This is a genomic window from Ponticoccus sp. (in: a-proteobacteria) (assembly GCF_048381735.1).
Genome location: NZ_JBLXGL010000011.1, coordinates 47,764 through 73,082 on the forward strand (window position 1 = coordinate 47,764; position 25,319 = coordinate 73,082).

Annotated in this window: 24 protein-coding genes; 10 read left to right on the top strand and 14 right to left on the bottom strand. The window is 68.5% G+C overall.

All coding sequences use genetic code 11. The features are described from left to right. Nucleotides 1-70: 70 nt before the first annotated feature. The 6 genes from ACN5KJ_RS16705 to ACN5KJ_RS16730 all read right to left on the bottom strand — a co-directional run bounded on the left by ACN5KJ_RS16705 (nt 71) and on the right by ACN5KJ_RS16730 (nt 5,108). Complete coding sequence (locus ACN5KJ_RS16705; protein WP_418595102.1) at nt 71-1,123, bottom strand: HesA/MoeB/ThiF family protein; 1,053 nt, start codon at nt 1,121-1,123, stop codon at nt 71-73. Then, complete coding sequence (gene dut / locus ACN5KJ_RS16710) at nt 1,123-1,581, bottom strand: dUTP diphosphatase (RefSeq protein ID WP_418595103.1); 459 nt, start codon at nt 1,579-1,581, stop codon at nt 1,123-1,125. Before dut ends, ACN5KJ_RS16705 begins: the two co-directional genes overlap by 1 nt. Before the next feature lie 64 nt (nt 1,582-1,645). Continuing rightward, a complete protein-coding gene (gene coaBC / locus ACN5KJ_RS16715) occupies nt 1,646-2,878 on the bottom strand; it encodes a bifunctional phosphopantothenoylcysteine decarboxylase/phosphopantothenate--cysteine ligase CoaBC (protein WP_418595104.1) in 1,233 nt (410 codons plus the stop codon). Nucleotides 2,879-2,975: 97 nt separating this feature from the next. Further along, on the bottom strand, nt 2,976-3,386 hold the full coding sequence (locus ACN5KJ_RS16720; protein WP_347166744.1) for a VOC family protein: 411 nt from the start codon (nt 3,384-3,386) through the stop codon (nt 2,976-2,978). Nucleotides 3,387-3,441: 55 nt separating this feature from the next. Further along, nucleotides 3,442-4,233, bottom strand: a complete 792-nt coding sequence (locus ACN5KJ_RS16725) for a ChaN family lipoprotein (RefSeq protein ID WP_418595105.1) — start codon at nt 4,231-4,233, stop codon at nt 3,442-3,444. Next, entirely contained in the window at nt 4,230-5,108 is an 879-nt protein-coding gene (locus ACN5KJ_RS16730) for an RNA polymerase factor sigma-32 (protein ID WP_347166742.1), read from the bottom strand. Before ACN5KJ_RS16730 ends, ACN5KJ_RS16725 begins: the two co-directional genes overlap by 4 nt. A gap of 201 nt (nt 5,109-5,309) precedes the next feature. Here ACN5KJ_RS16730 and ACN5KJ_RS16735 point away from each other — a divergent pair, with 201 nt between their 5' ends. Together ACN5KJ_RS16735 and ACN5KJ_RS16740 are read left to right on the top strand one after the other, a co-directional pair. Continuing rightward, nucleotides 5,310-6,182, top strand: a complete 873-nt coding sequence (locus tag ACN5KJ_RS16735) for a glutathione S-transferase (protein WP_418595106.1) — start codon at nt 5,310-5,312, stop codon at nt 6,180-6,182. Between the two features lie 27 nt (nt 6,183-6,209). Beyond that, a complete protein-coding gene (locus ACN5KJ_RS16740) occupies nt 6,210-7,754 on the top strand; it encodes a YifB family Mg chelatase-like AAA ATPase (RefSeq protein WP_418595107.1) in 1,545 nt (514 codons plus the stop codon). On the opposite strand, the gene ACN5KJ_RS16745 is transcribed toward ACN5KJ_RS16740, so the two are convergent. From ACN5KJ_RS16745 to rsmI, 4 genes are all read right to left on the bottom strand, one after another. Continuing rightward, nucleotides 7,720-8,619, bottom strand: a complete 900-nt coding sequence (locus ACN5KJ_RS16745) for an alpha/beta hydrolase (protein ID WP_418595108.1) — start codon at nt 8,617-8,619, stop codon at nt 7,720-7,722. The two genes, ACN5KJ_RS16740 and ACN5KJ_RS16745, sit on opposite strands and share 35 nt — an antisense overlap. Then, complete coding sequence (gene gshB / locus ACN5KJ_RS16750; RefSeq protein ID WP_418595109.1) at nt 8,616-9,551, bottom strand: glutathione synthase; 936 nt, start codon at nt 9,549-9,551, stop codon at nt 8,616-8,618. Before gshB ends, ACN5KJ_RS16745 begins: the two co-directional genes overlap by 4 nt. 67 nt (nt 9,552-9,618) lie before the next feature. After that, the gene (locus tag ACN5KJ_RS16755) at nt 9,619-10,056 is read right to left on the bottom strand and encodes a YraN family protein (protein ID WP_418595110.1); all 438 of its coding nucleotides are present in this window, start codon (nt 10,054-10,056) and stop codon (nt 9,619-9,621) included. Next, a complete protein-coding gene (gene rsmI / locus ACN5KJ_RS16760; protein ID WP_418595111.1) occupies nt 10,053-10,895 on the bottom strand; it encodes a 16S rRNA (cytidine(1402)-2'-O)-methyltransferase in 843 nt (280 codons plus the stop codon). The genes ACN5KJ_RS16755 and rsmI overlap by 4 nt, the downstream gene beginning before the upstream one ends. 123 nt (nt 10,896-11,018) lie before the next feature. Between rsmI and ACN5KJ_RS16765 the strand changes: the two genes are divergently transcribed. The 4 genes from ACN5KJ_RS16765 to ACN5KJ_RS16780 all read left to right on the top strand — a co-directional run bounded on the left by ACN5KJ_RS16765 (nt 11,019) and on the right by ACN5KJ_RS16780 (nt 18,303). After that, nucleotides 11,019-12,191 carry a penicillin-binding protein activator gene (locus ACN5KJ_RS16765; RefSeq protein WP_418595112.1) on the top strand — a complete coding sequence of 391 codons (1,173 nt, stop codon included), beginning with the start codon at nt 11,019-11,021 and terminating at the stop codon, nt 12,189-12,191. After that, nucleotides 12,151-14,952, top strand: coding sequence for a [protein-PII] uridylyltransferase (locus ACN5KJ_RS16770; RefSeq protein WP_418595113.1), 2,802 nt, complete (start codon nt 12,151-12,153; stop codon nt 14,950-14,952). Before ACN5KJ_RS16765 ends, ACN5KJ_RS16770 begins: the two co-directional genes overlap by 41 nt. Before the next feature lie 313 nt (nt 14,953-15,265). Beyond that, the gene (murJ, locus tag ACN5KJ_RS16775; RefSeq protein ID WP_418595114.1) at nt 15,266-16,819 is read left to right on the top strand and encodes a murein biosynthesis integral membrane protein MurJ; all 1,554 of its coding nucleotides are present in this window, start codon (nt 15,266-15,268) and stop codon (nt 16,817-16,819) included. Next, nucleotides 16,816-18,303, top strand: a complete 1,488-nt coding sequence (locus ACN5KJ_RS16780; protein ID WP_418595115.1) for a phospholipase D family protein — start codon at nt 16,816-16,818, stop codon at nt 18,301-18,303. Before murJ ends, ACN5KJ_RS16780 begins: the two co-directional genes overlap by 4 nt. Nucleotides 18,304-18,439: 136 nt before the next feature. Here the strand turns inward: ACN5KJ_RS16780 and ACN5KJ_RS16785 are convergent, their stop codons facing one another. Continuing rightward, on the bottom strand, nt 18,440-19,123 hold the full coding sequence (locus tag ACN5KJ_RS16785) for a rhomboid family intramembrane serine protease (RefSeq protein ID WP_418595116.1): 684 nt from the start codon (nt 19,121-19,123) through the stop codon (nt 18,440-18,442). Between the two features lie 76 nt (nt 19,124-19,199). Here ACN5KJ_RS16785 and trpS point away from each other — a divergent pair, with 76 nt between their 5' ends. After that, a complete protein-coding gene (trpS, locus tag ACN5KJ_RS16790; RefSeq protein ID WP_418595117.1) occupies nt 19,200-20,228 on the top strand; it encodes a tryptophan--tRNA ligase in 1,029 nt (342 codons plus the stop codon). On the opposite strand, the gene ACN5KJ_RS16795 is transcribed toward trpS, so the two are convergent. Both ACN5KJ_RS16795 and ACN5KJ_RS16800 read right to left on the bottom strand, forming a co-directional pair. Continuing rightward, nucleotides 20,225-20,644: an STAS/SEC14 domain-containing protein gene (locus ACN5KJ_RS16795; protein WP_418595118.1), complete on the bottom strand. Its 420-nt coding sequence runs from the start codon at nt 20,642-20,644 to the stop codon at nt 20,225-20,227. The two genes, trpS and ACN5KJ_RS16795, sit on opposite strands and share 4 nt — an antisense overlap. A gap of 58 nt (nt 20,645-20,702) precedes the next feature. Beyond that, complete coding sequence (locus ACN5KJ_RS16800; RefSeq protein ID WP_418595119.1) at nt 20,703-21,338, bottom strand: hypothetical protein; 636 nt, start codon at nt 21,336-21,338, stop codon at nt 20,703-20,705. Nucleotides 21,339-21,522: 184 nt separating this feature from the next. Here ACN5KJ_RS16800 and ACN5KJ_RS16805 point away from each other — a divergent pair, with 184 nt between their 5' ends. Beyond that, nucleotides 21,523-21,738 (top strand): DUF1127 domain-containing protein, encoded by a 216-nt coding sequence (locus tag ACN5KJ_RS16805; RefSeq protein WP_418595120.1) that lies wholly within the window; start codon nt 21,523-21,525, stop codon nt 21,736-21,738. 312 nt (nt 21,739-22,050) lie between these two features. Here the strand turns inward: ACN5KJ_RS16805 and rpsD are convergent, their stop codons facing one another. After that, on the bottom strand, nt 22,051-22,671 hold the full coding sequence (rpsD, locus tag ACN5KJ_RS16810) for a 30S ribosomal protein S4 (RefSeq protein ID WP_347166731.1): 621 nt from the start codon (nt 22,669-22,671) through the stop codon (nt 22,051-22,053). A gap of 456 nt (nt 22,672-23,127) precedes the next feature. Between rpsD and ACN5KJ_RS16815 the strand changes: the two genes are divergently transcribed. Together ACN5KJ_RS16815 and ACN5KJ_RS16820 are read left to right on the top strand one after the other, a co-directional pair. Continuing rightward, entirely contained in the window at nt 23,128-23,880 is a 753-nt protein-coding gene (locus ACN5KJ_RS16815; RefSeq protein ID WP_418595185.1) for an EAL domain-containing protein, read from the top strand. A gap of 261 nt (nt 23,881-24,141) precedes the next feature. Then, on the top strand, nt 24,142-25,317 hold the full coding sequence (locus tag ACN5KJ_RS16820; protein WP_418595121.1) for an acetyl-CoA C-acetyltransferase: 1,176 nt from the start codon (nt 24,142-24,144) through the stop codon (nt 25,315-25,317). Nucleotides 25,318-25,319 lie beyond the last annotated feature (2 nt).

Consider the following 25,319-nt stretch of genomic DNA (forward strand, 5'->3'; position numbering starts at 1 on the left):
AGGAAGCACCCCCGTCAGGCTTCTTCTTGGTCCAAATACCTCTGCGCCACGCCAGCCGACCGGCGCCCGGTCAGGACGCAGTGCCCCCGCAGGCCGGGCAATCGGCACGCCGCTTCAGCGTGATCTTGCGGGTCTCGCCCCAGAGCGCGTCGTAGATCAGCATCTCTCCGCGCAGGCCCTGCCCGGCGCCGGTGATGCGCTTGATCGCCTCGACCGCCATCATCGTCCCGACGACCCCCGGCAAGGGCCCCAGCACCCCCGCCTCGGCGCAGGAGGGCGCCAGCCCCGCAGCCGGCGCTGTGGGGAAGATGCATTCGTAGCAGGGCCCGCCCGAGGCCGGATCGAACAGGTTGACCTGCCCCTCCCACTGGCTGAGCGCGCCCGAGATCAGCGGCTTGCCCGCCGCCACGGCGGCACGGTTCACAAGGTAGCGGGTGTCGAAATTGTCGGTGCCGTCCAGCACCAGATCGTAGTCTGCCATCAGCGCGGCGGCGCTGTCCGGGTCCAGCCGCCGGTTGTAGGGGCGGACGGCGATATAGGGGTTCAGCGCCTCCATGGCGGCCTGCGCGGAAAACACCTTGGCCATGCCGATGCGCTGATCGGTATGGATCACCTGCCGTTGCAGGTTGCCACTGTCGACCACGTCGTCGTCGATCACGCCGATGGTGCCGACGCCGCCCGCCGCCAGGTACAGCAGCACAGGAGAGCCCAGCCCCCCCGCGCCCACCACCAGAACCTTCGCCTCTTTCAGCGCCTTCTGGCCCGGTCCGCCCAATTCGCGCAGCACGATGTGGCGGGCGTAGCGCTCCAGCTCACCCTCGCGGAACAGGCCGGGACGCGGCGGCGGCGCCTCGGCGGCCTCTTTCCGCACCGCGCGCGCCTTCAGGCCACGGACAAGGCGGGCATACCCCAGCGCCAGCGCGCCGAGGCCGCCGAGGATCAGCCAGGGCGCCGCGCTGCCGCCGGTCGCCGCGCGCAGGGCATGACCCTCCGGCAGGGCCACCTGCGCGATCAGCACGGCGACGTAGAGGATCGCGATCATGTAAAGCCGCGCCGCGCGGGGCGTCTTCATCACATGGCCAAGCCCCCAGAGCCCCGCCGCCAGCGCCAGCACCAGCAGCATCAGCCGCGCCCCGTCGAGCCAAAGCCGCCCTCGCCACGCACCGTGTCCGGCAGGCTGTCCGCCTGCGTGAAGGTGGCACGGACCACCGGCGCCACGATCATCTGCGCAATGCGGTCGCCATGGGCGATGGTAAAGGGCTCTGTCCCGGCATTCATCACGATCACCCCCAGCGCACCGCGATAGTCGCTGTCGATGGTCCCGGGCGAATTCGGCAGGGTGATCCCGTGTTTCAGCGCAAGGCCCGAACGCGGGCGGATCTGCACCTCGTAGCCCTCGGGGATCGCCATCCGCAGCCCGGTCGGCACCAGCGCCCGCCCGCCGGGGGTCAGCACCACGGTGCCCCGGTCCGGCAGGTTGGCGCGCAGGTCGGCACCCGCCGCACCCTCTGTCGCATAGGCGGGCAGGCCCAGCGACCGGTCCGCCTCCTCAAGCCATTGAAAGGTGATTGCGACGCTCATGCCCGGCCCTCTCCGCCTCTGGGTGACGGCCCTGCGCCGCCGGTTTGGTATAGACCGCAGCCGGTCATGACGTGTCCCCGTCCCGGGGGCCGGGTTTGCGGGCGCTGCCCAGTGCCCCGGCGATCCGCTCGGCCAGCCTGCGGGCCACCTCGGCCTTCGAGGCGCGGGGCCATGCCTCGGCCCCCTCGGCGGTGATCAGGGTCACCGCGTTTTCCGTCCCGCCCATGATGCCCGTCGACGGCGAGACATCGTTTGCAACGATCCAGTCACAGCCCTTGCGGGCGCGCTTGGCGGTGGCATTGGCCACCACGTCATCGGTTTCCGCGGCAAAGCCCACGACCAGCGGCGGGCGGCCCTCGGTCAGGCCCGAGACCCCGGCAAGGATGTCCGGGTTCTCGGCGAAGTCCAGCACCGGCAGGGCGCCGTTCCGCTTCTTGATCTTGCTGTCAGAGGCGCTGGCCACGCGCCAGTCCGCCACGGCGGCGGCAAAGACGCCCGCGTCCACCGGCAGGGCGGCCATGACCGCATCGCGCATCTCTTGCGCGGTTTCCACCTCGACGACCTGCGCGCCCTCTGGACGCGCCGCGTCGGCGGGGCCGGTGACAAAGACCACCTCGGCGCCCAGCCGCAGCAGGGCCTGCGCGATGGCGGTGCCCTGCGCGCCGGAAGAGCGGTTGGCGATGTAGCGCACCGGGTCGATGGGTTCATGCGTGGGGCCAGAGGTGACAAGCACGCGCCGCCCCGTCATCGGGCCGTCGCCCAGCCGTGCCTCGATAGCGGCGACGATTTCCAGCGGTTCGGACATGCGGCCCGGGCCATGCTCACCGCAGGCCATGTCGCCCGCGTTCGGACCGACAACCGCCACGCCGTCGCCCTGAAGCACCGACAGGTTGCGCTGCGTGGCCGGATGCTCCCACATGCGCACATTCATCGCGGGGGCGATCAGCACCGGCGTATCGGTGGCCATCAGCAGCGTCGAGGCCAGATCGTCCGCCCGGCCCGTCGCAATCTTACCCATCAGGTCCGCCGTCGCCGGGGCCACCACCAGCAGGTCCGCGACGCGGGACAGCTGGATATGGCCCATCTCGGCCTCCTTGGTCAGGTCGAAGAGGTCGCGGTGAACCTCTTCCCCGGCCAGCGCCGACACCGACAGGGGCGTCACGAACTGCTCTGCCGCGCCGGTCATGACCGGGGTCACGGCGGCGCCGCGTTCGCGCAGGCGCCGGATCAGGTCAAGCGCCTTGTAGGCGGCGATGCCGCCGCCGATGATCAGCAAAATGCGTTTGCCCCGCAGCATGGCGCGCCCTTTCTTCAGCCCGGGCCGGACCTTAGCCGCCTTGGCGGAAAGGGCAAGGGCAGCCCGGCGGCCCGAGGCCCGCGCAGCGCCCGAACCCTCAGCCGCCGACCTGCGGCGCATAGGTGCCGAAACACCAGAGATTGCCCTCGAAATCGCGGCAGCGGAATTCACGGCTGCCATAGTCCCGGTCGGTCAGCCCTTCGAGGATCTCGACGCCCGAGGCCTGAACCCGCTTGAACAGGTCGTCGGGGTTCTCGACCGCAAGATACAGCGACTTGCCGCCGTTCGCATCCGGCCCCGGTGTGCCCACCTCGGCGCCATAGGCATCGTCGCGGGCCTGCCCCAGCATCAGGATCGACCCGCCCAGCGCCAGTTCCGCATGGGCGACGGTCTCTCCCTCGCGGTGGGTGTTGACCTCGGCAAAGCCAACGACCTCGGTCAGCCAGCCAACCATCCGGGCGCAATCGCGATACCGGAAGGTCGGGTAGAGCTTCTGCCTTGGTGCCATGGACCCCTCCTGTTCCTGCGGCGTGCAGTTCAGCCCCGTACCTTCCCGGCCCCCGTCACGTCTTGAAGGCGTCGCAGGGATCGCCGCGATCCACCGCCGGTTCAGAGCGCACAAGATCGAAGATGCCGTCCGGGATCGGGGCGCCCTCTTCGCCCTGCGCCACGGCGAAGACGGTGGCGCCGGTGCCCTCCAGCGCGGCGACGGCCAGGGCCCCGGCACCCCAGTCCAACCGGGCGTGGCCGTTGCCGGTGATCACCGCCACGGGGCCGCCGGTTTCCTCCAGCGCCCGTATCGCGGCCTCGGCCAGCAGGGTGTCGCGCACCCGCTGCACATCGACCATCTGGGGCAGCATCTCGGGCGGCAGCGCGCCGCAATGGGCCGCCTGCTGAAGCACAAGGCGCTCTTCCTCTTCTTCCGGGGGCAGGTCGGTGGCCAGCAGAGCCGCGAGGTCCTCATTGGCCAGCTCGACCGAGGTGCGCCCCTCCTGCATGACCGCCCGGGCGCGCTCTCTCGGCAGTTCCGCGCCGTAATGGTCGGCCTCGGGTTCTGCGGTGAAGATCGGGTGATACATGGCAAAGTCCGGCCAGCCGGTGCCGGACCATCCCAGCGCCTCGTCCAGCGCCGCCCGATCGTCAAGGATCTCGGGCGTGATGGCCGAAACCTCTGCGCTGTCGAGCATTTCCCAGACGATGGCCTTGGGGTTCAGGGCATCGACCGCCTCTGCCTGCCATGCGTGATGGGCGGGGTTATCGTGGACTTCCCCCAGGAAAACGATGTCCGCCCGGGGAAACTCCTCGGCCGGACAGGCCGTCGCCGTGACGGCGACAAGAAATGCAAAGGCTCTCATGCGAGGAAGTTCTTAACCTCGCCGGACTGCGTTTCAAGCGACTTGCGCATCTTGGCGAAGGCCGCAGCCTCCAGCTGGCGCACGCGCTCTTTCGACAGGCCGAGTTCGGTGCCAAGGCTTTCCAGCGTGCGGCTTTCCTCGCGCAGCTTGCGCTCGCGCACGATGAACCGCTCGCGTTCGTTCAGCGCGCCCATGGCATGCACCAGCCAGTCGCGCAGCTGCTCGTTGTCATGGTTGGCCTCGACGATCTGGGCGGCCTGCTCGGCATCGTCCTGCAGCGTGTCGATCCACTCGCGCCCCTCGTCCTCGACCGACTGGGTGGCGTTCAGAGAGTAGTCAGAGCCCGACAGGCGGCCCTCCATCATCTCGACGTCGCGCAGCGGCACACCGATCTCGGTTGCGATCATGTGGCGCAACTGGTGCCCGTCGAGGTTTTCACCCTGAGCGGCGGCCTCGCGTTCGATCTTGGCCTGCACGCGGCGCATGTTGAAGAACAGTGACTTCTGCGAAGAGGTGGAGCCGGTGCGCACCATCGACCAGTTGCGCATCACGTAGTCCTGGATAGAGGCCTTGATCCACCAGACCGCATAGGTCGAAAAGCGCACGCCGCGATCCGGGTCGAACTTGTCGGCGGCCTTCATCAGGCCAAGACCGGCCTCCTGGATCAGGTCGTTCATGGGGGCGCCGTAACGCTTGAACTTCGCCGCCATCGAGATCGCCAGCCGCATGTAGGCATTGATCAGCCGGTGCAGGGCCTGCACGTCGCGATCGTCGCGCCAGGCATAGGCCAGCTGCAATTCCGTCTCGGCGTCCAGAAGTTCTGCCTTCATGGCCCGGCGGGACAGTGTTTGATCGTTGAAGCCATCGAGTGCCATGCACTTCCCCCTGTACCCTAACCGCTTGTCAGCGGCTTTGATCGTACTACGCACGAAGCCGCCGGTTGGTTCACTTTGGGTGGAACTTTTTTGCGCGAAGGCCATTCATTCCGGTTTGTGATGCCCTCGAAAACCAAAGATCATTGGGAGCGGCGCGGAAAGTCAGGCTAAGAAAACACGCATGTTTTCAGGAGCCTCACAATGACCGACACGCTTTACATCGGCGATTACACCTATTCCAGCTGGTCCCTGCGCGGCTGGCTGCTGTTCCGGCGCTTCGGGTTGCAGGCGAAGACCGTCCTGGTGGACTTCACCGCCGGGTCCGTGGCCGAACAGGTGGCGGAAATCGCCCCCGCCCGCACCGTGCCCTGCGCGCGGCTGTCCGACGGCGCGCTGGTCTGGGACAGCCTCGCGCTGGCCGAGGAGCTTGCAAGCCGCCATCCCGGTGCCGGTCTCTGGCCCGCCGATCCGGCCCTGCGCGCCACCGCCCGCAGCCTCGCCGCCGAGATGCACGCCTCGTTCGACGCGCTGCGGGGCGACTGCCCGATGAACCTGCGCGCCGCCTATACCGGGTTCCAGCCGTCAGAGGCGGTGCGCGCCGACCTCGCGCGGGTCCAGGCGCTCTGGTCCTGGGCGCTGGAGCAGTCGGGCGGGCCCTGGCTGTGCGGAGACTACTCGGCGGTGGATGCCTTCTATGCGCCGGTCGCCGCGCGGATCGCGGGCTATGGGCTAACGGTCGGCCCGCAGGCGCAGGCCTATGTCGCGGCCCATCTGGCCGACCCGGCCTTCCGCCGCTGGCGGGCCATGGGGCTGGTGCGCGGCGCGGAGCTGCCGTGGTACGCCAGGGACCTCGACCGCGCCGACTGGCCCGGCCCCGCGCCACTGGCGGCACAGCCCGTGGACACTGGCCCCGCCGTCAACGCCGCCTGCCCCTATTCCGGCGATCCGGTGACGCATTTCCTGTCCTTCGAGGGATCGCTCTACGGCTTCTGCAACGCCTTTTGCCGCGACAAGACCGCCGCCGACCCCGAGGCATGGCCCGCCTTCATGGCGCTGGTGCAGGGCACGCGTTAACCATTATGTAACCAAGGTGAAGGCAGGATGGCGGGGCCGCAGCGGAGTCACCCAGCCATCACCGCCCTGACCCACACCGTCGCCTTCGAGGGCATAGAGGCCCGCCCGGTCGAGGTGCAATGCGCGGTCTCTGCCGGGATGCCGGGCTTTGCCATCGTGGGCCTGCCGGACAAGGCCGTGTCCGAGGCGAAGGAGCGGGTGCGCGCCGCGCTTGACGCCATGTCCATCGCGCTGCCGTCGAAACGGATCTCGGTGAACCTGTCGCCCGCCGACATGCCCAAGGAGGGTTCTCACTTCGACCTGCCCATCGCGCTGGCCCTGCTGGCGGCTCTGGACATCCTGCCGCAGGATCTGGTGGCGCAGACCATGGCGCTGGGAGAGCTGTCGCTGGACGGGGCCCTCGTGGCCGTCGCAGGCGCCCTGCCCGCCGCCATGACAGCAGCCGAACACGACCGCGCCCTGATCTGCCCCCGCGCCTCCGCCCCCGAGGCGGCCTGGGTCGAGGCCTGCGCGGTGCTTGGCGCGGGCAGCCTTCTCGAGATCGTCCAGCACTTCGGCGGGCAGGCCCCCATCGCCCCGGCCCAGGCCGGGGAAGTGACCAGCGAAACCGCCCCGCGCGACCTGCGCGACGTCAAGGGACAGGAACGGGCGAAACGGGCGCTGGAAATCGCGGCCGCCGGGCGCCACCACATGATCCTGATCGGCCCGCCCGGCGCGGGCAAGTCGATGCTGGCCGCCCGCCTGCCCGGCATCCTGCCCCCGCTGACCGCGCGCGAGGCGCTGGAAACCTCGATGATCCACTCGGTCGCGGGCCTGCTGCGCGATGGCGGCGTCTCTCGGGTGCGCCCCTTCCAGGAGCCGCATCATACCGCCTCGCGCGCCGCCATCGTCGGCGGCGGGCGCTCCGCCAAGCCCGGAGAGGCCAGCCTTGCCCACAATGGCGTGCTCTTCATGGACGAGTTTCCCGAATTCACCCGCGACGTGCTGGAAACCCTGCGCCAGCCGGTCGAGACCGGCGAGGTCGTGGTGTCGCGGGCCAATGCCCATATCCGCTATCCCTGCCGCTTCCTGCTGGTGGCCGCCGCGAACCCCTGCAAATGCGGGCATCTGGCAGAGGCCGCCCGCGCCTGTTCCCGCGCGCCCACATGCGGCGAGGAATACATGGGCCGCATCTCCGGCCCGCTGATGGATCGCTTCGACCTGCGGATCGAGGTGCCGCCGGTGGCCTTCACCGATCTCGACCTGCCCGCCACCGGGGACACATCGCAGGTCGTCGCGGCCCGCGTTGCCCAGGCGCGCGCGGTGCAGGCGGCGCGGTTCTCCGGCTGCGAGGGCCTGCGCACCAACGCCGATGCCGAGGGCCGCATGCTGGAAAGGATCGCCGCCCCCGACGACGACGGCCGCGCGCTGCTGCTGAGGGCCGCCGACCACATGGCGCTGAGCGCCCGCGGCTATCACCGCATCCTGCGGGTCGCGCGCACCATTGCCGACCTCGACGGCGCCGACACGGTCGGGCGGGCCCATGTGGCCGAGGCGCTCAGCTACCGGCTTCTGGGCGCGAAAGAGACCTGAGCCACTGCGCCAGCGCGCGCAGGGTGGCGCGGCCCTCGGGCAGCATCCCGTAAAACAGCGGCCAGACATGCGGCAGGTCGCGCTCGACGGTCAGGCTCACGGCGGCGCCCTGCCCGCGCAGCCGCTCCGCCATGCGCAGGGTGTCGTCGCGCAGGATCTCGGTCGCGCTGACGGTCAGCCAGACCGGCGGCGCCCCGCCGAAATCGGCGAAGAGCGGCGAGGCCCGCGGATCGTCGGGCGCCGTGACCCCAAGGTAGAGCGCCGCGCAGTCGCGGGCGCGGGTGACCGGCAGCATGACATCGCGGGCGGCGTTCTCGGCGCAGCTGTCGCCCGAGAGCGTCAGGTCGGTCCAGGGCGAAAAGGCGAACAACCCCAGCGGCTTGGGAAGGTCGGCGCGCAGGATCTCCGACAGCAGGCTCAGCGCAAGGCCGCCCCCGGCGCTGTCGCCGCCAAGGATCACGCCTTGCGGATGATCCGCCACCGCGCGGTAGACGGCCAGCGCGTCCGTCAGCGCGGCGGGACAGGAATGCTCCGGCGCCAGGCGGTAGTACGGCAGGCACAGCGGCAACCCCGCCGCCCGCGCCAGCCGCGCCGCCAAGGCGCGATGGGTGACCGGGCCGCCCATGACATAGGCGCCCCCGTGCAGGTACAGAAGCAGCGGGCCGGGGCTGTCGGGATTGACCCAGAGCGTCGGACAGCCGCCGGTGCTGCGGCTGTCGAAGGTGGTGCCGAACGGCGGATGCAGCCAGAGCCGGGCCTTCATCTCGGTCAGGCGGCGCAGCGCCCGGATGTCCTGCGCCCGCCCGAGGTGGCGCTTTTCGGTCAACGGCAGCCAGAAGTTCAGCAGCCGCGCCGGAAGACTCATCCCAGCTTTGCCTCGATCGCCTGCCAGATCTTCCCGGCCACATTGGTGCCGTCGAACCGCTCCATCTCCTGGATGCCGGTGGGCGAGGTCACGTTGATCTCGGTCAGCCAGTCGCCGATCACGTCGATGCCGACGAAGACCTGTCCCTTCTCGCGCAGGACCGGACCGATCCGGGCACAGATCTCGCGGTCGCGGTCGGTCAGGGCGATCTTCTCGGGGCGACCGCCGACATGCATGTTCGACCGCACCTCGCCCGCTGCCGGAACGCGGTTGATCGCCCCCACCGCCTCGCCGTCGACGAGGATCACGCGCTTGTCGCCCTTGGTGACGGCGGGCAGGTATTTCTGCACGATCAGAGGCTCGCGCGAGAAACCGGTGAACAGCTCGTAGAGGGACGAGAGGTTGCGGTCGTTCTCGTCCAGCCGGAAGACCCCGGCCCCGCCATTGCCGTAGAGCGGCTTGAGGATGATATCGCCGTGACGGGCCTTGAAGGCGCGGATCGTTTCCAGATCGCGGGCGATGGCCGTCGGCGGTGTCAGGTCCGGGAAGTTCAGGACCAGCAGCTTCTCGGGCGAATTGCGGACCCAGAAGGGGTCGTTGACCACAAGCACGTCGTCCTTCAGCCGGTCCAGCAGATGGGTCGTGGTGATGTAATGCATGTCGAAGGGCGGATCCTGCCGCAGCCAGATCACGTCCATCTCGGACAGGTCGACCTGCACCCGCTCTCCCAGAACGGCGGGCTGCGCCGCGACCCGCTGCACGGTCATCCAGTGCCCGCGCGCGGTGATCCGACCCTCTTCATAGGCAAGCTGGTCCGGCCCGTAGTAGAACAGCTGGTGTCCGCGCGCCTGCGCCTCTTCGGCCAGACGGAACGTGCTGTCGGCGTTGATGTCGACCCCGGCAATCGGGTCCATCTGAAAGGCGATCTTCATGGGCGCTCCTCGTCTGTCGCCGCCCATAGATGGCGCAACGCGCGGGAAGGCGCAATGCCGGGGGTCGTCAGTAAAACAGGGCGTTCTCGATCACGCGCATGTCACCCCAACGGTTCAGCAGAACCACGTCGAACCGGACCTCGGTGCGGCTGCCGCGCGGCTGGGTTCCAAGGAATTCCTCGGCCGCAGCCTGCAAGCGCCGCATCTGGCGCGGTGTCAGCCGCTCGATGGCGCGGTCGAAACTGCGGCTTTTCTTCACCTCGATGAAGACGAGCCCCGCGCCGTCGCGGGCGATCAGGTCAATCTCGCCCCCCTTGCCGCGCCAGCGGCGGCGGGCAATGGGAAAGCCCCGCCGTTCGTAATCCTGTGCCACGCGATGTTCGGCAGCCAGCCCCTCGTGGTAGCCGCGCGCGCCCCGCAATTGCCGGTCGGTCGGACGCGACCCGGCGGGGGCGGGCACCGGTTCCGAGGGGATCCTGTCGAAATCGAAACAGAGCTGTGTCATTCATCCGTCTCCGCCGAAAGCCGCATGGCCAATTGGTAGACCGGGCGCCGTTTCACCCCGAAACGGGCAGAGACGTAATCCGCCGCATCGCGCACCGACATCGTTTCCAGCGCCTTGGTCACCTCTCGTTCTAGGTCAAAGTCATTACCGGAAGATGAATCGCCCTTGGCGATCAGCACGACGATTTCCCCCTTGGGGGGCGTTTCGGCGTAATGCGCCGCGAGCTCGGACAGCGTTCCCCGCCGCGCCTCCTCGAAACGTTTCGTCAATTCGCGGCAGACCGCCGCCTCGCGGTCCCCAAGCATCTCGGCGGCGTTGCGCAGCATCGCCTCCAGCCGCCGGGGCGATTCGTAGAAGACAAGCGTCGCCTCGACCCCCGCCAGCGCCTGCAAGGCGGTCTTCCGCGCGCCCGCCGCGTTCGGCAGGAACCCGGCGAAGAAGAAGCGGTCTGTCGGCAGGCCGCCCAGCGTCAGCGCCGTCACCACCGCCGAGGCCCCCGGGGCGCTGGTGACCGCATGCCCCGCCTCCCGCGCCGCCCGGGCGAGATCGAAGCCGGGATCCGAGATCATCGGCGTCCCCGCCTCGGAGGCATAGAGCACCGCCCGGCCCGCCGCCATCTCACCCAGCAGCCGCGGGCGCATCCGCGCGCCGTTGTGTTCGTGATAGGCCAGCAGCGGCCGGTCCCCCACGGCGATCCCGTGCAGGTCCATCAGGTGGCGCAGGCTGCGGGTGTCCTCGGCGGCCAGCACATCGGCGGCCTTCAGCAGGTCCAGCGCGCGCAGGGTGATGTCCCGCGCGTTGCCGATCGGCGTTGCGATCAGGTACAGGCCCGGCGACAAACCTCCGCCGATTTTCCCCTTGTCGGCATTCGTCACTTGGACCCCCCTGACCGCAGCACTATGATCCCCGGTAAATCGCGGGCGCTCGCCCCGCCTCCGGAAAACGAGGGAGTAATTTCAACCATGTTTGCCTTTCTGTCCCCGCTGCGCAAGGCGTTGCGGCCAGCCGTTCTGGGGCTTTCCGCCCTGGGCCTTTCTGCCTGCGATGTCAACCTGGCGCCGTCTCTCGGCGGGGGGCCGGCCATCGATCCCTCGCAGCCGATCCCGGTTGCGCTTCTGGTGCCCAAATCCGACGGCGGTGCCGCGCCGGTGGCCGCCGCGCTGGAAAACGCCGCCCGTCTCGCCATCGCCGAGCAGGGCGCGCAGATCGACCTGCGCGTCTATGACACCGCCGGGCGGCCCGAGCTCGGCTCTGCCCAGGCCCAGAAGGCCGTCGACGACGGCGCGCGGATCATCCTCGGCCCGCTGTTCGGAGAGGTCGCGAACGCGGCCGGTCTGGCGGTCGCCGACGAGGGCGTGAACGTGCTGGGCTTTTCCAACAACGCCTCGATCGCGGGCGGCAACGTCTTCATCCTTGGCCCGACCTTCGCCAATACCGCGCAACGGCTGATGGCTCATGCCAAGCGGCAGGGCAAGTCGCGCATCCTGATCGTGCATTCCAACGACGTGCCCGGCCAGTTCGGCAAGTCCGCCATCGAGCAGGCCGCGAAAACGCATGGCGTGCAGGTTGTGGGCGCCCAGCCCTATGCCCTTTCGGTCGAGGGCGTCTCGGCCGCCGCGCAGGCCGCCGGACAGGTGGTCCAGTCCGGTGCGGCTGACACCGTCTTCATCACCACCGACGCGACCAATGCCGCGATGCCGATGCTGCTGCGGCAACTGCCCGAGAACGGCGTCACCTCCGCCCAGGTGCAGTTCGTCGGCCTGACCCGCTGGGACGTGCGGCCCGACCTCTTCGAGCTTCCCGGCGCCGAGGGCGCATGGTTCGCCCTGCCCGAAAAGGCCCGGCAGGACAGCTTCAACCAGCGCTACGCCGCCGCCTATGGCACCGCGCCGCACCCGCTTGCCGGCCTTGCCTACGACGGCATCGCGGCAATCGCCGCGCTGGCCAAGCAGGGGCGCGGGGACGCCCTGTCGACCCGGGGGCTGACCTCTTCTAGCTTTACCGGCACCGGCGGTGTATTCCGTCTGATGAACGACGGCACGAACCGGCGCGCGCTGGCGGTGGCCACGGTCCGCAACAAGCAGATGGTGATCCTTGACCCTGCCCCAAGCAGTCTCTCCTCGGCAGGCTTCTGACCGCGACACGAACCCGGTGCCGGACGACCTGATCGCCCCGGCATCGGATATCTTCGACCTGGACGCGGTGCGCACCACGCTCTTCGCCAGGCTGAAACCCGGCATGGCCGAGGGCACGGTGCGCAAGGCCGTGGTCGAGGCCCTCTCCGAAACCACCGAGCAGGGTCGCGACGTCATCGCCGCGGCCTTTGCCAGGGAACCCTTCGGGTCTCGGCGCACCACCCGGTCCTACACCTGGATCACCGATTGCGTGGTGCGGCTGACCTTCGAGATCGCCACGCAGGTCCTGCATCCCAGGGCCAACCCCACGCAGGGGGAACGCCTGTCGGTCCTCTCGGTCGGCGGCTACGGGCGTGGCGAGATGGCGCCCTTTTCCGACGTCGACCTGCTGTTCCTGACGCCCTACAAGATCACCCCCTGGGCCGAGAGCGTCATCGAGTCGATGCTCTACGTCTTCTGGGACCTGAAGCTGAAGGTCGGTCATTCCTCGCGCACGGTGAAGGACTGCATCCGCCTGGGCGGCGAGGATTTCACCATCCGCACCGCCATGCTGGAACACCGCTACATCACCGGCGACCGTGCGCTTGCCGACAAGCTGACCAAGGCCCTGTGGACCGACCTCTTCAACGGTTCGGAACGCGATTTCGTCGCCGCCAAGCTGGAAGAGCGCGGCGCGCGGCACCGCAAGCAGGGCCTGCGCTACATGGTCGAACCCAACGTCAAGGAAGGCAAGGGCGGGCTGCGCGACCTGCAGTCGCTGTTCTGGATCATCAAGTATGTGCACCACACCGACGACGTGTCCGAACTGGTGCGGCGCGGGGTCTTCCGCCCCGACGAATACGAGGAATTCGTGCAGGCCGAGCGGTTTCTCTGGGCGGTGCGCTGCCACCTGCACCTGCTGGCGGGCCGGGCTGTCGAGCAGCTGACCTTCGACATGCAGGTCGAGGTGGCGCAGCGCATGGGCTACAACGACCGACGCGGGCGCCGCGCGGTCGAGATCTTCATGCAGGATTACTTTCGCCACGCCACCACCGTCGGCGACCTGACCCGCATCCTGCTGACCGCGCTGGAAGCCGACCACACCAAGGACGCGCCGCTGATCCTGCGCATCCTCAAGCGCCAGCCGCAGGTCAAGGACGGCTATGCCGTCGTCAACAACCGCCTTGCGATCTCGGACGACAGGCGCTTCCTGGAAGACCGGCTGAACCTCTTGCGGCTGTTCGAAGAGGGGCTGCGCACCGGGCTGCTGATCCACCCGGATGCGATGCGGCTGGTGAAGGCGAACCTGCACCTGATCGACGCCGGCTTCCGCGAGGACAAGGAAGCGCGGCGGCTGTTCATGGACCTGCTGCTGAAGCACGGCAACCCGGAGCGCGCGCTGCGGCGCATGAACGAGCTGGGGGTACTGGCGGCCTTCATCCCCGAATTCGCGCCCATCGTGGCGATGATGCAGTTCAACATGTACCACCATTACACGGTGGACGAACACACCATCCAGTGCATCCGGCACCTGTCCGAGATCGAGCACGGCGACCTGAAAGAGGCGCTGCCCGTCGCCTCGACGATCCTTGACGAAGGGGTCAACCGCAAGGTGCTGTATGTGGCGCTGCTGCTGCACGACATCGGCAAGGGCCGGGACGAGGACCATTCCGCGCTTGGTGCCCGGATCGCGCGCAAGGTGGCGCCGCGTCTGGGTCTGAACAAGGCCGAATGCGCCACGGTGGAATGGCTGGTGCGCTACCACCTGCTGATGTCCGACATGGCGCAGAAGCGCGACATCGCCGACCCGCGCACCGTGCGCGACTTTGCCAAGGCGGTGCAGACGCGCGAGCGGCTGGACCTGCTCTGCGTGATGACGGTCTGCGACATCCGGGGCGTCGGCCCCGGAACCTGGAACAACTGGAAGGCGGCGCTGATCCGCGCGCTCTACCGCCAGACCCGCCGCGCGCTGGAAGGCGGGATGGAGGATCTCAACCGCGAGAACCGCGGCACCGAGGCCCGCAAGCTTCTGCGCGAGACCCTGTCGGACTGGGAGCCCTCCGCCCTGCGGACCGAGACGCAGCGCCATTACCCGCCCTACTGGCAGGGGCTGCACATCACCGCGCATGTGGTCTTTGCCAGGCTTCTGAAGGACATCAAGGACGACGAGGTCAAGATCGACGTCCACCCCGACGAGGACCGCGACGCCACGCGGGTCTGCTTTGCGCTGCAGGATCATCCGGGCATCTTCTCGCGGCTGACCGGCGCGCTGGCGCTGGCCGGGGCCAATGTCGTGGACGCGCGCACCTTCACCACCAAGGACGGCTATGCCACGGCGGCCTTCTGGGTGCAGGACGCAGAGGGCTCTCCCTACGAGGACCTGCGCATCCCGCGCCTGCGCGAGACCATCCGCAAGACCCTTGCCGGTGAGGTGGTGACCCGCGAGGCGATGAAACCGCGCGACAAGCTGAAGAAGCGCGAAGAGGCCTTCCGCGTGCCGACCTCGATCACCTTCGACAACGAGGGGTCCGAGATCTTCACGATCATCGAGGTCGACACCCGCGACCGCGCGGGGCTTCTGCACGATCTCGCCCGGACGCTGGCGGCGCAGCATGTCTACATCGCCTCGGCCATCATCGCGACCTACGGCGAGCAGGCGGTCGATACCTTCTACGTGAAGGACATGTTCGGGCTGAAGCTGCACAGCCGCGTGAAACGCGAGCTGATCGAGAAGAAGCTGCGGCAGGCGATCGAGGAAGGCGCGGCGCGGGCGCGCGGCTGATGTCCGGGCCCGGGGGATTTCGCCCGGCTGACGCCGCGCGACCGGCCGGGGGCTTTGCCCCCGGACCCCCAGGATATTTCCGGACAGAAGAAGCGGGAGGCGCGCGCGCCGGGACGGCACCGCCGGCATGCGTCCAGGGCGGATCGGCGCGGCCCCGGGGCTTCCTGTGCCCGAACTGCGGTTGCCGGGAACCCTTGGCGCCCCTGCCCCGTTGCATGTCCGATGCACGCCACGTCGCATGCGCGATGTAGCGCCCCTTCCGGGCAACCCGGCTTTCGGATAGGGCTTCGCCAAACGACGGACCGAGGACAGAATGAAACCAATCCGCCTGATCGCCGGGATCATGACCGTCGGGTTCTGGACCCTGCTGAGCCGCATTCTCGGGGTTGTCCGGGAAATCATGATCCTCGCGCTGATCGGGCCGGGGCCGGTGATGGATGCCTTCGTGGCGGCCTTCCGGCTGCCGAACATGTTCCGCCGCTTCTTTGCCGAGGGGGCCTTCAACGCCGCCTTCGTGCCGATCTTCTCGAAGAAGCTGGAGGCGGACGAGAACCCGACCCGCTTTGCCACCGATGCGCTGAACGGGCTGGCCTTCGTGCTGCTGATCCTGACCGGCCTCGCGCTGGTCTTCATGCCCGGGCTGGTCTGGCTGACCGCCGGGGGCTTTGCCGGGGACGGGCGCTTCGGGATGACGGTGGACTATGGCCGCGTGGTCTTTCCCTATATCCTGCTGATCTCGCTGGCGGCGCTGTTTTCGGGCGCGCTGAACGCCACCGGCCGCTTTGCCGCCGCCGCCGCCGCGCCGGTCTTTCTCAACATCATCGTCTGCAGCGCCATGGGGCTGGCCACCCTGGCCGGGGGCGCCGTGATCGAATGGCTGATCTGGGCGGTGCCCCTGGCCGGTGTGGCGCAGCTGGCGCTGGTCTGGATCGCCGCGGACCGGGCCGGGGTGCGCCTGCGCCCGGCGCGGCCGCGCTGGACGCCGGACATGAAGCGGCTTGTCGTGGTCGCCGTGCCCGCGGCCCTTGCCGGCGGGGTGATGCAGATCAACCTGCTGGTCGGCCAGCAGGTGGCCTCGCATTTCGACAAGGCCGTGGGCTGGCTTTATGCCGCCGACCGCCTGTACCAGCTGCCGCTGGGCGTGGTGGGCATCGCGGTGGGCATCGTGCTGCTGCCCGACCTGTCGCGGCGCCTGAAGGCCCGGGACGAGGCCGGATCGCGCAATGCCTTCTCGCGCGCCGGAGAGCTGTCGCTGGCGATTACCGTGCCCTGCGCGGTGGCGCTGATCGTGATCCCGGTGCCGCTGGTCTCTGTGCTGTTCGAGCGCGGCGCGACCGGGCGCGCGGACACGCAGGCCATCGCGCTGGCGGTGGCGATCTACGGGCTGGGGCTGCCCGCCTTCGTGTTGCAGAAGGTGCTTCAGCCGCTGTTCTTCGCCCGCGAGGACACCCGCAGCCCCTTCCGCTACGCGGTCTGGGCCATGGTCATCAACGCCCTGGTCGCGATCGGTCTGTCGCCCGTGCTGGGCTGGATCGCCCCGGCCATCGCCACCACCGCCGCCGGCTGGATCATGGTCTGGCAACTGGCGCGGGGGGCGCGCGCCATGGGCGACGTCGCCTCTTTCGACGCGCGGTTCCGGGGCCGCATCCTGCGCATCTGCGCCGCCTCGGCGGTCATGGGGGCGGCCCTTTACGGCGCGGCGCTGCTGCTGTCGCCCTGGCTGGCCCTACCCTGGATCCGGGCCGCCGCCCTCTTTGCGCTGATCCTCGCGGGCACCCTGGTCTATGCCGTGGCGGGACAGGTCCTGGGCGCCTTCAGCTTCTCGGAGATCCGCGCCATCACCCGCCGCAGAAAGGCCTCGTCATGACGCCCCAAGCCCTGATCACCGCCGCCGAAGGCTTTCCCGCGCTGGAGCGGCTGGTCGCCTCGGCCACCGAAGATCTGGTGATGTCGTTTCGCATCCTCGACCCCAGAACCCGCCTGCGCGACCCGGGCCTGCGCGAGCGCGGGCTCGAGACATGGTCGAACCTGATCTCGTGGACCGCGCGGCGCGGCGTGTCGATCCGGCTGCTGATCGCGGATTTCGACCCGATCTTCACCTCTGGCCTGCACCGCAACGCCTGGGCCTGTGCCTCGGGCTTCGCCGATGTGGCCGGGGAGAACACGCAGATCCTCTGCGCCACCCACGGCCAGCAGGCCGGGGCGCTGTGGCGCATCGCGATGATGCGCAAGATCAACGAGACCATGGCCCGGCTGCGCGACGAGGATCCCGCGCGCCTGACGCCGGTGCAGCGCGACATGCTGAAGCGCGGCCCGGTCCTGCGCCCGGTCACCCTGCACCAGAAATTCGCCATCGCCGACGGCGAAGGCTGCATCATCGGCGGGCTGGACATCAACGAACGGCGCTATGACACGCCGGACCACGACCGCGCCGCCGAAGAGACCTGGCACGACATCTCCGTCGAACTGGCGGACAGGGACTTTGCCGGTGCGCTCTTTGGCCATTTCGCCGATTGCTGGAACGCCGCGCTGCGCTGCGGATCGCCGTCGCTGGCCACCCGGGCCGTCCCGATAGAGCTGTCCCGGCGGGCGCAGTCGCGCCCCGAGGTCAGGCTGCTGCGGACCTTTTCGAACCCCTGCCCCGGCCCGGCCCGCATCAGCCCGCGCCCCAGGGCGATGGACCACGAGACCGCGCATGAAAAGCTCTTTGCCGAGGCAGAGCGCTTTGTCTACATCGAGACACAGTTCCTGCGCCATGCGCCGATCACCGAGGCGCTCTGTGCCGCCGCCGCCCGCGCACCGGACCTGCAACTGGTCGCGGTCCTGCCCGCGGCGCCCGAGCGGGTGCTCTTCGAAGGCGACCGCAGCATCAACGCCCGCCATGCCCACGGCCTGCAGGTCGCGCAGATGGACCGGCTGCGCACCTGTTTCGGCGAACGCTTCGCCGCCTTGACGCCAGCCCAGCCCCGCCCGCGCGACGGTGACGAGCCCGATCTGGAAGAGGCGGCGCCGGTCTACCTGCACTCCAAGGTGACGATGGTGGACAACAAGGCCGTGATCATCGGCTCTGCCAATCTCAACGGGCGGTCGCTGCGCTGGGACAGCGAGGCCTCTGTGCAACTGCGGGACGCGGCCTTTTGCAAGGCCCTGTTCCAGCGGCTGACGGACAAGTGGCTGCGGTCACGGGCCGAGGGCGCCGACCTGACCCGCGCAGGCACATGGGCGCGGATTGCCGAGGCCGAGAAGGCGAAGAAGCCCGCCGACCGCGAGGCCTTCCTTCTGCCCTACCCGATGCAAAAGGCGCGGCGCTTCGCGCGACGCATCCACCTGCTGCCGGACGACATGTTCTGAGGCGTGCGGCCCCGCAGCCGGCGGCCGCGATTCTGAACGGCCTGCGCACCCGGGGCAGGACTGCCCTGCCGCGCCATGGCGGCAAGGGTTTCGCGGCACAGGTCAGGCCGGGGGCCGGTCGCCTGCGGCCCGCGCCTCAGCGATTGCGGACCGCGGCGATCAGCCGGGCCAGCCCGCCGGGCACCAGCGCCGTGGTCAGAACGAAGCCGGTGACGAAGCCCGCGAGGTCGGCAATCCAGTCCTGCCCGCCGCCGAAGAGCACCGCAAAGACCAGCTGGATCCCCATCAGGAAGCCGATCAGCTGAAAGGCGCGGAACTGGCCGCCGCCCTCGCGCCCCAGCCGGACCCAAAGCAGGTATGTGAAGCCCCCGATCAGGCCGTAGACTGGCGGATAGGCCCCCAGCAGCCAGGGGTCGGAGCCCAGAAGGCCGAAGGCCAGCGCCCCGGCGATCGAACAGAGGACGAAAAGCAGGCAGACCCGCAGGCTGCCGATGACCTCTCCGACCACCTTGCCCATGGCCAGAAGGATCACCACCGCAAACAGCGCATGAGAGAAACTGGCGTGAAAGAAGGGATAGGTGACGAAGCGGATCAGGTGCTCGGGCGGAAAGCTCCCGTTCTCCAGCATCCAGTCGAAGGCCCGCCCGGAAAAGCCGAAGCGTTCCACCAGCGTATTGCGCCAGCCGACCGCGTTCGGTCCGCCAAGCAGCCCCCGCGCGCCGAGGTTGAAGGCCAGTTCGAACCCGGCCATGACCAGCGCAAGGGCCGCCACGACGGGCGGCAGCGGGTTGACCGGGGTCTCGTTCACGGGATGGGTCATGCACGGGCCTTTCTTGACGCTCTCGCGGCGCATGGGTAAGCCAGCCCGGACCCGATTTCCACCACGGAGTACACAGATGTCCGAGGACACGACCCAAACCGCTTTCACGCCGCGCGTCTTCTCGGGCATCCAGCCTTCGGGCAACCTGCACCTTGGCAACTACCTTGGCGCGCTCAAGCGCTTTGCCGACAGCCAGACCGCCGGGATCCAGTCGATCTTCTGCATGGTCGACATGCATGCCATCACCGTCTGGCAGGACCCCGCCGCGCTGCGCCGCCAGACGCGCGAGCTGACGGCGGGCTTCATCGCCTCGGGCGTCGACCCCGACAAGTCGGTCCTGTTCAACCAGAGCCAGGTTTCGGCCCATGCAGAGCTTGCGTGGATCTTCAACTGCGTGGCGCGCATGGGCTGGATGAAGCGCATGACCCAGTGGAAGGACAAGGCCGGCAAGAACCAGGAGAACGCCTCGCTGGGGCTGTTTGCCTATCCCGCGCTGATGGCCGCCGACATCCTTGCCTATCACGCGACCCATGTGCCGGTGGGCGAGGACCAGAAGCAGCACCTGGAACTGACCCGCGACATCGCGATCAAGTTCAACAACGACTTCGGCGTGGATTTCTTCCCGATCACCGAGCCGGTCATCGAGGGCACCGCCACGCGCGTGATGTCCCTGCGCGACGGCTCGAAGAAGATGTCCAAGAGCGATCCCTCGGACATGAGCCGGATCAACATGACCGACGACGCGGATGCCATCGCCAGCAAGATCCGCAAGGCCCGCACCGACCCGGACGCCCTGCCCTCCGAGGCCGAGGGGCTGGAAGCCCGCCCCGAGGCGCGCAATCTGGTGAACATCTACGCGGCGCTGGCGGATCTGTCCGTGGACGCTGTGCTGCGGGATGTCGGCGGCAAGCAGTTCTCGGAGTTCAAGCCGATGCTGGCCGATCTCGCCGTCACGCGGCTTTCGCCGATCTCGACAGAGATGGCGCGGCTGATGCAGCAGCCCGACGAGATCGACGCGATCCTGCGCCACGGCGCCGAACAGGCCCGCGCCATCGCCAATCCGATCCTCGAAAAGACCTACGAAATCCTCGGCATGGTGCGCTAGGCGCGCCCCATGCGCGCCGCCGGACCTGCGTTCGGCGGTGCGCCTGCCGACAGCATCCATGCCCGCGCGCTGTCTAGATCCGCAAGGGCAAAGCTGCGCAGGGCAAAGCCCCGCGACAGCGAGACCGAGAGGACCGGACAGAACCAGCCGATGTCGGACACGATCGCGACATGGGTGACGGCCGCAAGCAAGGCCTTTGCCCGGGGCCGGGCGCAGGCGGTTTCGATCCGGCAACCCAGCCCGTCCTCGAAACCCGCGAAACTCTCGATCACCTCGATGACCTTCAGGGGGCCGCAGCGGTCGCGCAACGCCGCCAGGGGCGCGCAGAGGGCCGCGTAATCCGCCCATCCCAGCGGGCCGCGCAGGGTCAGGATCGCGGTGCCAGGGGCCGCGTCTTCGGCATAGTGAATCGGCATGTGTCGGTTCTCCCGGGCCTCACATGCCCCGGCAGACCCCGCGCTGCCTTGATATGCATCACATAGGCGTTTCCCGATCCGACAGCCGCGCCGCCAGCCGCAGCGCATGGACCGGGTCGCGGGCCACGGCAGGCAGTACCGGATCATAGGCGGCGCGCAGCACACCGGCGATCTCGGGCCGCAGGATCACCGCGCCCTCTGCGGTGCGCGCCAGCGGCGAGCGCTCCGCGAAGGCGGTGTCGGACCACAGCAGGAAGGCCTGTACCGCCTGAGACAGGGCCAGCGTCTCGGCGGGCTGGGCCGCAAGGGCATCGTCCATCCGCAGGAAGGTGAAACAGGCCCGGATCGCGCCTTCGGCGTCGAAGCGGAAAACCCGGTACTGGTTCGCGCCGGCCGCATCCAGCCGCGCCACCAGCGCCTCCAGCCCCTCGATCATCTGGCCAAGGGAAGGCACGTCCAGAAGCTCTGACCAGTCGCGGAAGAAGAACAGCATCAGGTTGGCGCCAAGTTCCGGGTCGGTCTCTGTCAGGGGATGCCCGGACAGGGCCGCGACGGCCTCCAGCGCGCCCTTCACCACGGTCAGGGTCTCCTCTTCGACCCCAAAGACGATGGGCGCCACGGGCCGCCCCCAGCGCGCGCAGAGAAAGCTGCCGTCAGAGCGGGTGAACAGGGGCTGGATCTCTTCGGGGGTCATGGCGTCTCCTCTGCGGTCCTAGGGTCAGGGCAGATACGCCAGCACGGAACGGCGGGCAAGGTTCCCGCGCCAGCCATGCAAAGATGAGACAGCCGCTATGCCCTTTCCGACCTAGTACCATGCCGCAATGCAGCATAACTCTGCCCGCAAGGGAGGATAACTTGTTCCCGGAATGAGGCATCCCATGGCAATGACCAACACAGCATACGCGCCGCGCACCAATGTTTTCGCCCGGATCGGCAACCGCATCATGAACGCTCTGGTCATGGTGGCAGAGGCCAACGGTCGCGTGAAGCAGATCGAGCACCTGCAGTCGATGAGCGACGCAGAGCTCGCCCGCCGCGGCATCAAGCGCGACGAGATCGTTTACCACGTCTTCCGCGACCTTTCGCACGTCTGAGACCACCCGCGTTTCACATCCCTCGTGAAAACGGCAAAGCCGCGCCCCACACCGGGGCGCGGTTTTCTCGTTCTGAACCGGCGGATGCGCTCTGCGCATGGCGTCCCCCTCGGCAGGCCCTTGCCGGGGCAAGTCCACCCGGCCCCCAGGACACTCGCCCCCTTGCGGGATGGGCCTTTTCCGACGCGCAGCCCATCGGTCGATTGGCAAGCGAAGCGGTCCGTGCCCCTGCAGGCAACATCCGCCCCCTCGGACAACGAAAAAGGCCGCCCGATGGGGGCGGCCTCTGGTCTTTCGGGAAGCGCGGAACGATCAGTTCTGCGCGTAGAATTCGATGACGAGGTTCGGTTCCATGACAACCGGGTACGGCACGTCCGACAGGCCGGGGGCCCGCAGGAAGGTCGCGGTCATCTTGGAGTGGTCGGCCTCGATGTAGTCCGGCACGTCCCGCTCGGCCAGCTGGGTGGCTTCCAGCAGCGCGGCCATCTGGCGCGACTTCTCGCGAACCTCGACGACATCGCCCTCTTTGACGCGGTAGGACGGGATGTTGACGCGCTTGCCGTTCACCAGCACGTGGCCGTGGTTGACGAACTGGCGGGCGGCGAAGACGGTCGCCACGAACTTGGCGCGGTAGACCACGGCGTCGAGGCGGCGCTCGAGCAGGCCGATCAGGTTCTCACCGGTGTCGCCCTTGACCCGCTCGGCCTCGGCGAAGATGCGGCGGAACTGCTTTTCGGTCAGGTCGCCGTAGTAGCCCTTGAGCTTCTGCTTGGCGCGCAGCTGAAGGCCGAAGTCCGACAGCTTCTGCTTGCGGCGCTGGCCGTGCTGGCCGGGGCCGTATTCGCGGCGGTTGACCGGGGACTTCGGGCGGCCCCAGATGTTTTCGCCCATGCGGCGGTCGATCTTGTACTTGGCAGAGGTGCGTTTGGTCACCGTCTGATCTCCTTTTTATTGGCCTTTCGACCTGATCCGAAAACCGGTTCCCACGTTTCTGGCCGAAATCGCGTTTGCGTCTCGACCGTTGCGTGGACCGGACCCGGGCCGGGCCTCTTGCCGTGTCAAAGGGCGTTGTCCTCTCCCCGGACCGGTTTCCCGGCGACCCGGGTTGACAGGAATCCCCTTGCAGGGCCCACCAACACCAGTGAAGCGGCGCTTATACGGGCATTCGGCCCGGAGTCAAGCACGACACCGGCACCGCCGCGATTTGAAGCAAATACGGACATTTACGGCCTTTTAACGCCTGTGGCGTCAACTGGGCCGCAGGGATCGTGACGGAGAGCAGGGATCGTGACGGAAAAAAGCTTGGCCCGGGACCCGGACACATATGACGGGGCGCCGCGCAATGCGCTGGATCACGCGGTGACGGCGCGCGATGCCACCGTGCTCGACATGGTCCGCCGCGCGATCAGCCACCGCGAGGTGATGCTGGCGTTTCAGCCGGTCATGCAGGCGCGCGTGCCGGGACGGATCGCCTTTCACGAAGGGCTGATCCGCGTGCTCGACGAAACCGGGCGGGTGATCCCCGCCGGGCAGTTCATCGACACGGTCGAGGATACGGAATACGGGCGGATGCTGGATTGCATCGCGCTGGAACAGGGGCTGGCGGAACTGTCGCGCGTGCCGGGCCTGCGGCTGGCGATCAACATGTCGGCCCGGTCGATCGGCTACAAGAAGTGGATGCGCACGCTGTCCCGCGGCCTGCAGGGCGACCCCACCGTGGCGGAGCGGTTGATCCTGGAGATAACCGAACAATCCGCCATCACCCTGCCGGAACTGGTGAAATCCTTCATGCGCGACCTGCAGGGCAAGGGAATCGCCTTCGCCATGGACGATTTCGGCGCGGGCTTCACCGCCTTGAAGCACTTCAAGGATTTCAGTTTCGACGTCCTGAAGATCGACGGCCAGTTCTGCCGCGACATCGCCCGCGACCCGGACAACCAGGTGCTGGTCTCGGCGATGATCCGCATTGCCGAACAATTCGACATGTTCACCGTCGCCGAACGGGTCGAGACGCGGGCCGATGCCGACTGCCTGACCGAGCTCGGCGTCGATTGCCTGCAGGGCTACCACTTCGCCGCCCCCACCGTGCGCCCGGCCTGGCGCGATCCGCCCCCCGCGGCCAAGCGCTCTGCGACCGGCTGACGGGACCGCCGCGCCAAGGCTGCCCCCGCTCCGTGCGATCCATCGGCAAGGAACAGGCCACCGGCCCCACCCGCCACAGCGCCCCCTGATTCTCGGCATCGGGGCAAGCCAAACCCTACCGTAAGGTCAAGCTGAGACACCCTGTCCTGTTACCGGCTTCCCGCGCCCTTGCTATTGCAGCATCGCATCACGTCACGGTGGTTTCGCCGCGCGTGGAAACACGGTATGCCCGATCACACACGATTGGCTGGAGGACATCACATGACCAACGTCGTTATCGCCAGTGCCGCCCGGACCGGGGTCGGCAGCTTTGGCGGATCTTTCGCAAACACGCCCGCACATGACCTTGGCGCCGCCGTGCTCGAGGCTCTGGTGGCGCGCGCCGGGATCGACAAGTCGGAGGTCTCCGAGACCATCCTCGGCCAGGTCCTGACCGCCGCGCAGGGCCAGAACCCCGCGCGCCAGGCCCATATCAACGCCGGCCTTCCGCAGGAAGCCGCCGCCTGGGGCATCAACCAGGTCTGTGGCTCGGGCCTGCGCGCCGTGGCGCTTGGCGCCCAGCACATCATGCTTGGCGACGCCTCTGTCGTCTGCGCGGGCGGCCAGGAAAACATGACCCTCAGCCCCCACGCCCAGTGCCTGCGCGCCGGGCAGAAGATGGGTGACATGCAGTTCATCGACACGATGATCCGCGACGGCCTGTGGGACGCCTTCAACGGCTACCACATGGGCCAGACCGCCGAGAACGTCGCCCAGCAGTGGCAGATCAGCCGCGAGATGCAGGACGAATTCGCCGTCGCCAGCCAGAACAAGGCCGAGGCCGCGCAGAAGGCCGGCAAGTTCGACGACGAGATCGTGCCCTTCACCATCAAGACCCGCAAGGGCGACATCGTGATGGACAAGGACGAGTACATCCGCCACGGCGCCACCATGGAAGCCATGCAGAAGCTGCGCCCGGCCTTCACCAAGGACGGCTCTGTCACCGCGGCCAATGCCTCGGGCCTGAATGACGGCGCCGCCGGTGTCCTGCTGATGTCCGCCGACGCGGCCGAGAAGCGCGGGATCGAACCGCTGGCCCGCATCGCCTCTTACGCCACCGCCGGTCTCGACCCCTCGGTGATGGGTGTCGGCCCGATCTACGCGTCGCGCAAGGCGCTGGACAAGGCAGGCTGGTCGGTCGACGATCTCGACCTGATCGAGGCCAACGAGGCCTTCGCCGCGCAGGCCTGCGCCGTGAACAAGGACATGGGCTGGGATCCGGCCAAGGTGAACGTGAACGGCGGCGCCATCGCCATCGGCCACCCCATCGGCGCCTCGGGCGCGCGCGTCCTGAACACCCTGCTCTTCGAAATGAAGCGCCGGGACGCCAAGAAAGGCCTCGCCACGCTGTGCATCGGCGGCGGCATGGGTGTCGCGCTCTGCGTCGAACGCCCCTGACA

Excerpts from the sequence above, each read along its gene's own strand:
- ACN5KJ_RS16705 (WP_418595102.1), bottom strand. The coding sequence starts at position 1,123 with ATGCTGCTGGTGCTGGCGCTGGCGGCGGGGCTCTGGGGGCTTGGCCAT.
- dut (WP_418595103.1), bottom strand. The coding sequence starts at position 1,581 with ATGAGCGTCGCAATCACCTTTCAATGGCTTGAGGAGGCGGACCGGTCG.
- coaBC (WP_418595104.1), bottom strand. The coding sequence starts at position 2,878 with ATGCTGCGGGGCAAACGCATTTTGCTGATCATCGGCGGCGGCATCGCC.
- ACN5KJ_RS16720 (WP_347166744.1), bottom strand. The coding sequence starts at position 3,386 with ATGGCACCAAGGCAGAAGCTCTACCCGACCTTCCGGTATCGCGATTGC.
- ACN5KJ_RS16725 (WP_418595105.1), bottom strand. The coding sequence starts at position 4,233 with ATGAGAGCCTTTGCATTTCTTGTCGCCGTCACGGCGACGGCCTGTCCG.
- ACN5KJ_RS16730 (WP_347166742.1), bottom strand. The coding sequence starts at position 5,108 with ATGGCACTCGATGGCTTCAACGATCAAACACTGTCCCGCCGGGCCATG.
- ACN5KJ_RS16735 (WP_418595106.1), top strand. The coding sequence starts at position 5,310 with ATGACCGACACGCTTTACATCGGCGATTACACCTATTCCAGCTGGTCC.
- ACN5KJ_RS16740 (WP_418595107.1), top strand. The coding sequence starts at position 6,210 with ATGGCGGGGCCGCAGCGGAGTCACCCAGCCATCACCGCCCTGACCCAC.
- ACN5KJ_RS16745 (WP_418595108.1), bottom strand. The coding sequence starts at position 8,619 with ATGAGTCTTCCGGCGCGGCTGCTGAACTTCTGGCTGCCGTTGACCGAA.
- gshB (WP_418595109.1), bottom strand. The coding sequence starts at position 9,551 with ATGAAGATCGCCTTTCAGATGGACCCGATTGCCGGGGTCGACATCAAC.
- ACN5KJ_RS16755 (WP_418595110.1), bottom strand. The coding sequence starts at position 10,056 with ATGACACAGCTCTGTTTCGATTTCGACAGGATCCCCTCGGAACCGGTG.
- ACN5KJ_RS16765 (WP_418595112.1), top strand. The coding sequence starts at position 11,019 with ATGTTTGCCTTTCTGTCCCCGCTGCGCAAGGCGTTGCGGCCAGCCGTT.
- murJ (WP_418595114.1), top strand. The coding sequence starts at position 15,266 with ATGAAACCAATCCGCCTGATCGCCGGGATCATGACCGTCGGGTTCTGG.
- ACN5KJ_RS16780 (WP_418595115.1), top strand. The coding sequence starts at position 16,816 with ATGACGCCCCAAGCCCTGATCACCGCCGCCGAAGGCTTTCCCGCGCTG.
- ACN5KJ_RS16785 (WP_418595116.1), bottom strand. The coding sequence starts at position 19,123 with ATGACCCATCCCGTGAACGAGACCCCGGTCAACCCGCTGCCGCCCGTC.
- trpS (WP_418595117.1), top strand. The coding sequence starts at position 19,200 with ATGTCCGAGGACACGACCCAAACCGCTTTCACGCCGCGCGTCTTCTCG.
- ACN5KJ_RS16795 (WP_418595118.1), bottom strand. The coding sequence starts at position 20,644 with ATGCCGATTCACTATGCCGAAGACGCGGCCCCTGGCACCGCGATCCTG.
- ACN5KJ_RS16800 (WP_418595119.1), bottom strand. The coding sequence starts at position 21,338 with ATGACCCCCGAAGAGATCCAGCCCCTGTTCACCCGCTCTGACGGCAGC.
- ACN5KJ_RS16805 (WP_418595120.1), top strand. The coding sequence starts at position 21,523 with ATGGCAATGACCAACACAGCATACGCGCCGCGCACCAATGTTTTCGCC.
- ACN5KJ_RS16815 (WP_418595185.1), top strand. The coding sequence starts at position 23,128 with ATGGTCCGCCGCGCGATCAGCCACCGCGAGGTGATGCTGGCGTTTCAG.
- ACN5KJ_RS16820 (WP_418595121.1), top strand. The coding sequence starts at position 24,142 with ATGACCAACGTCGTTATCGCCAGTGCCGCCCGGACCGGGGTCGGCAGC.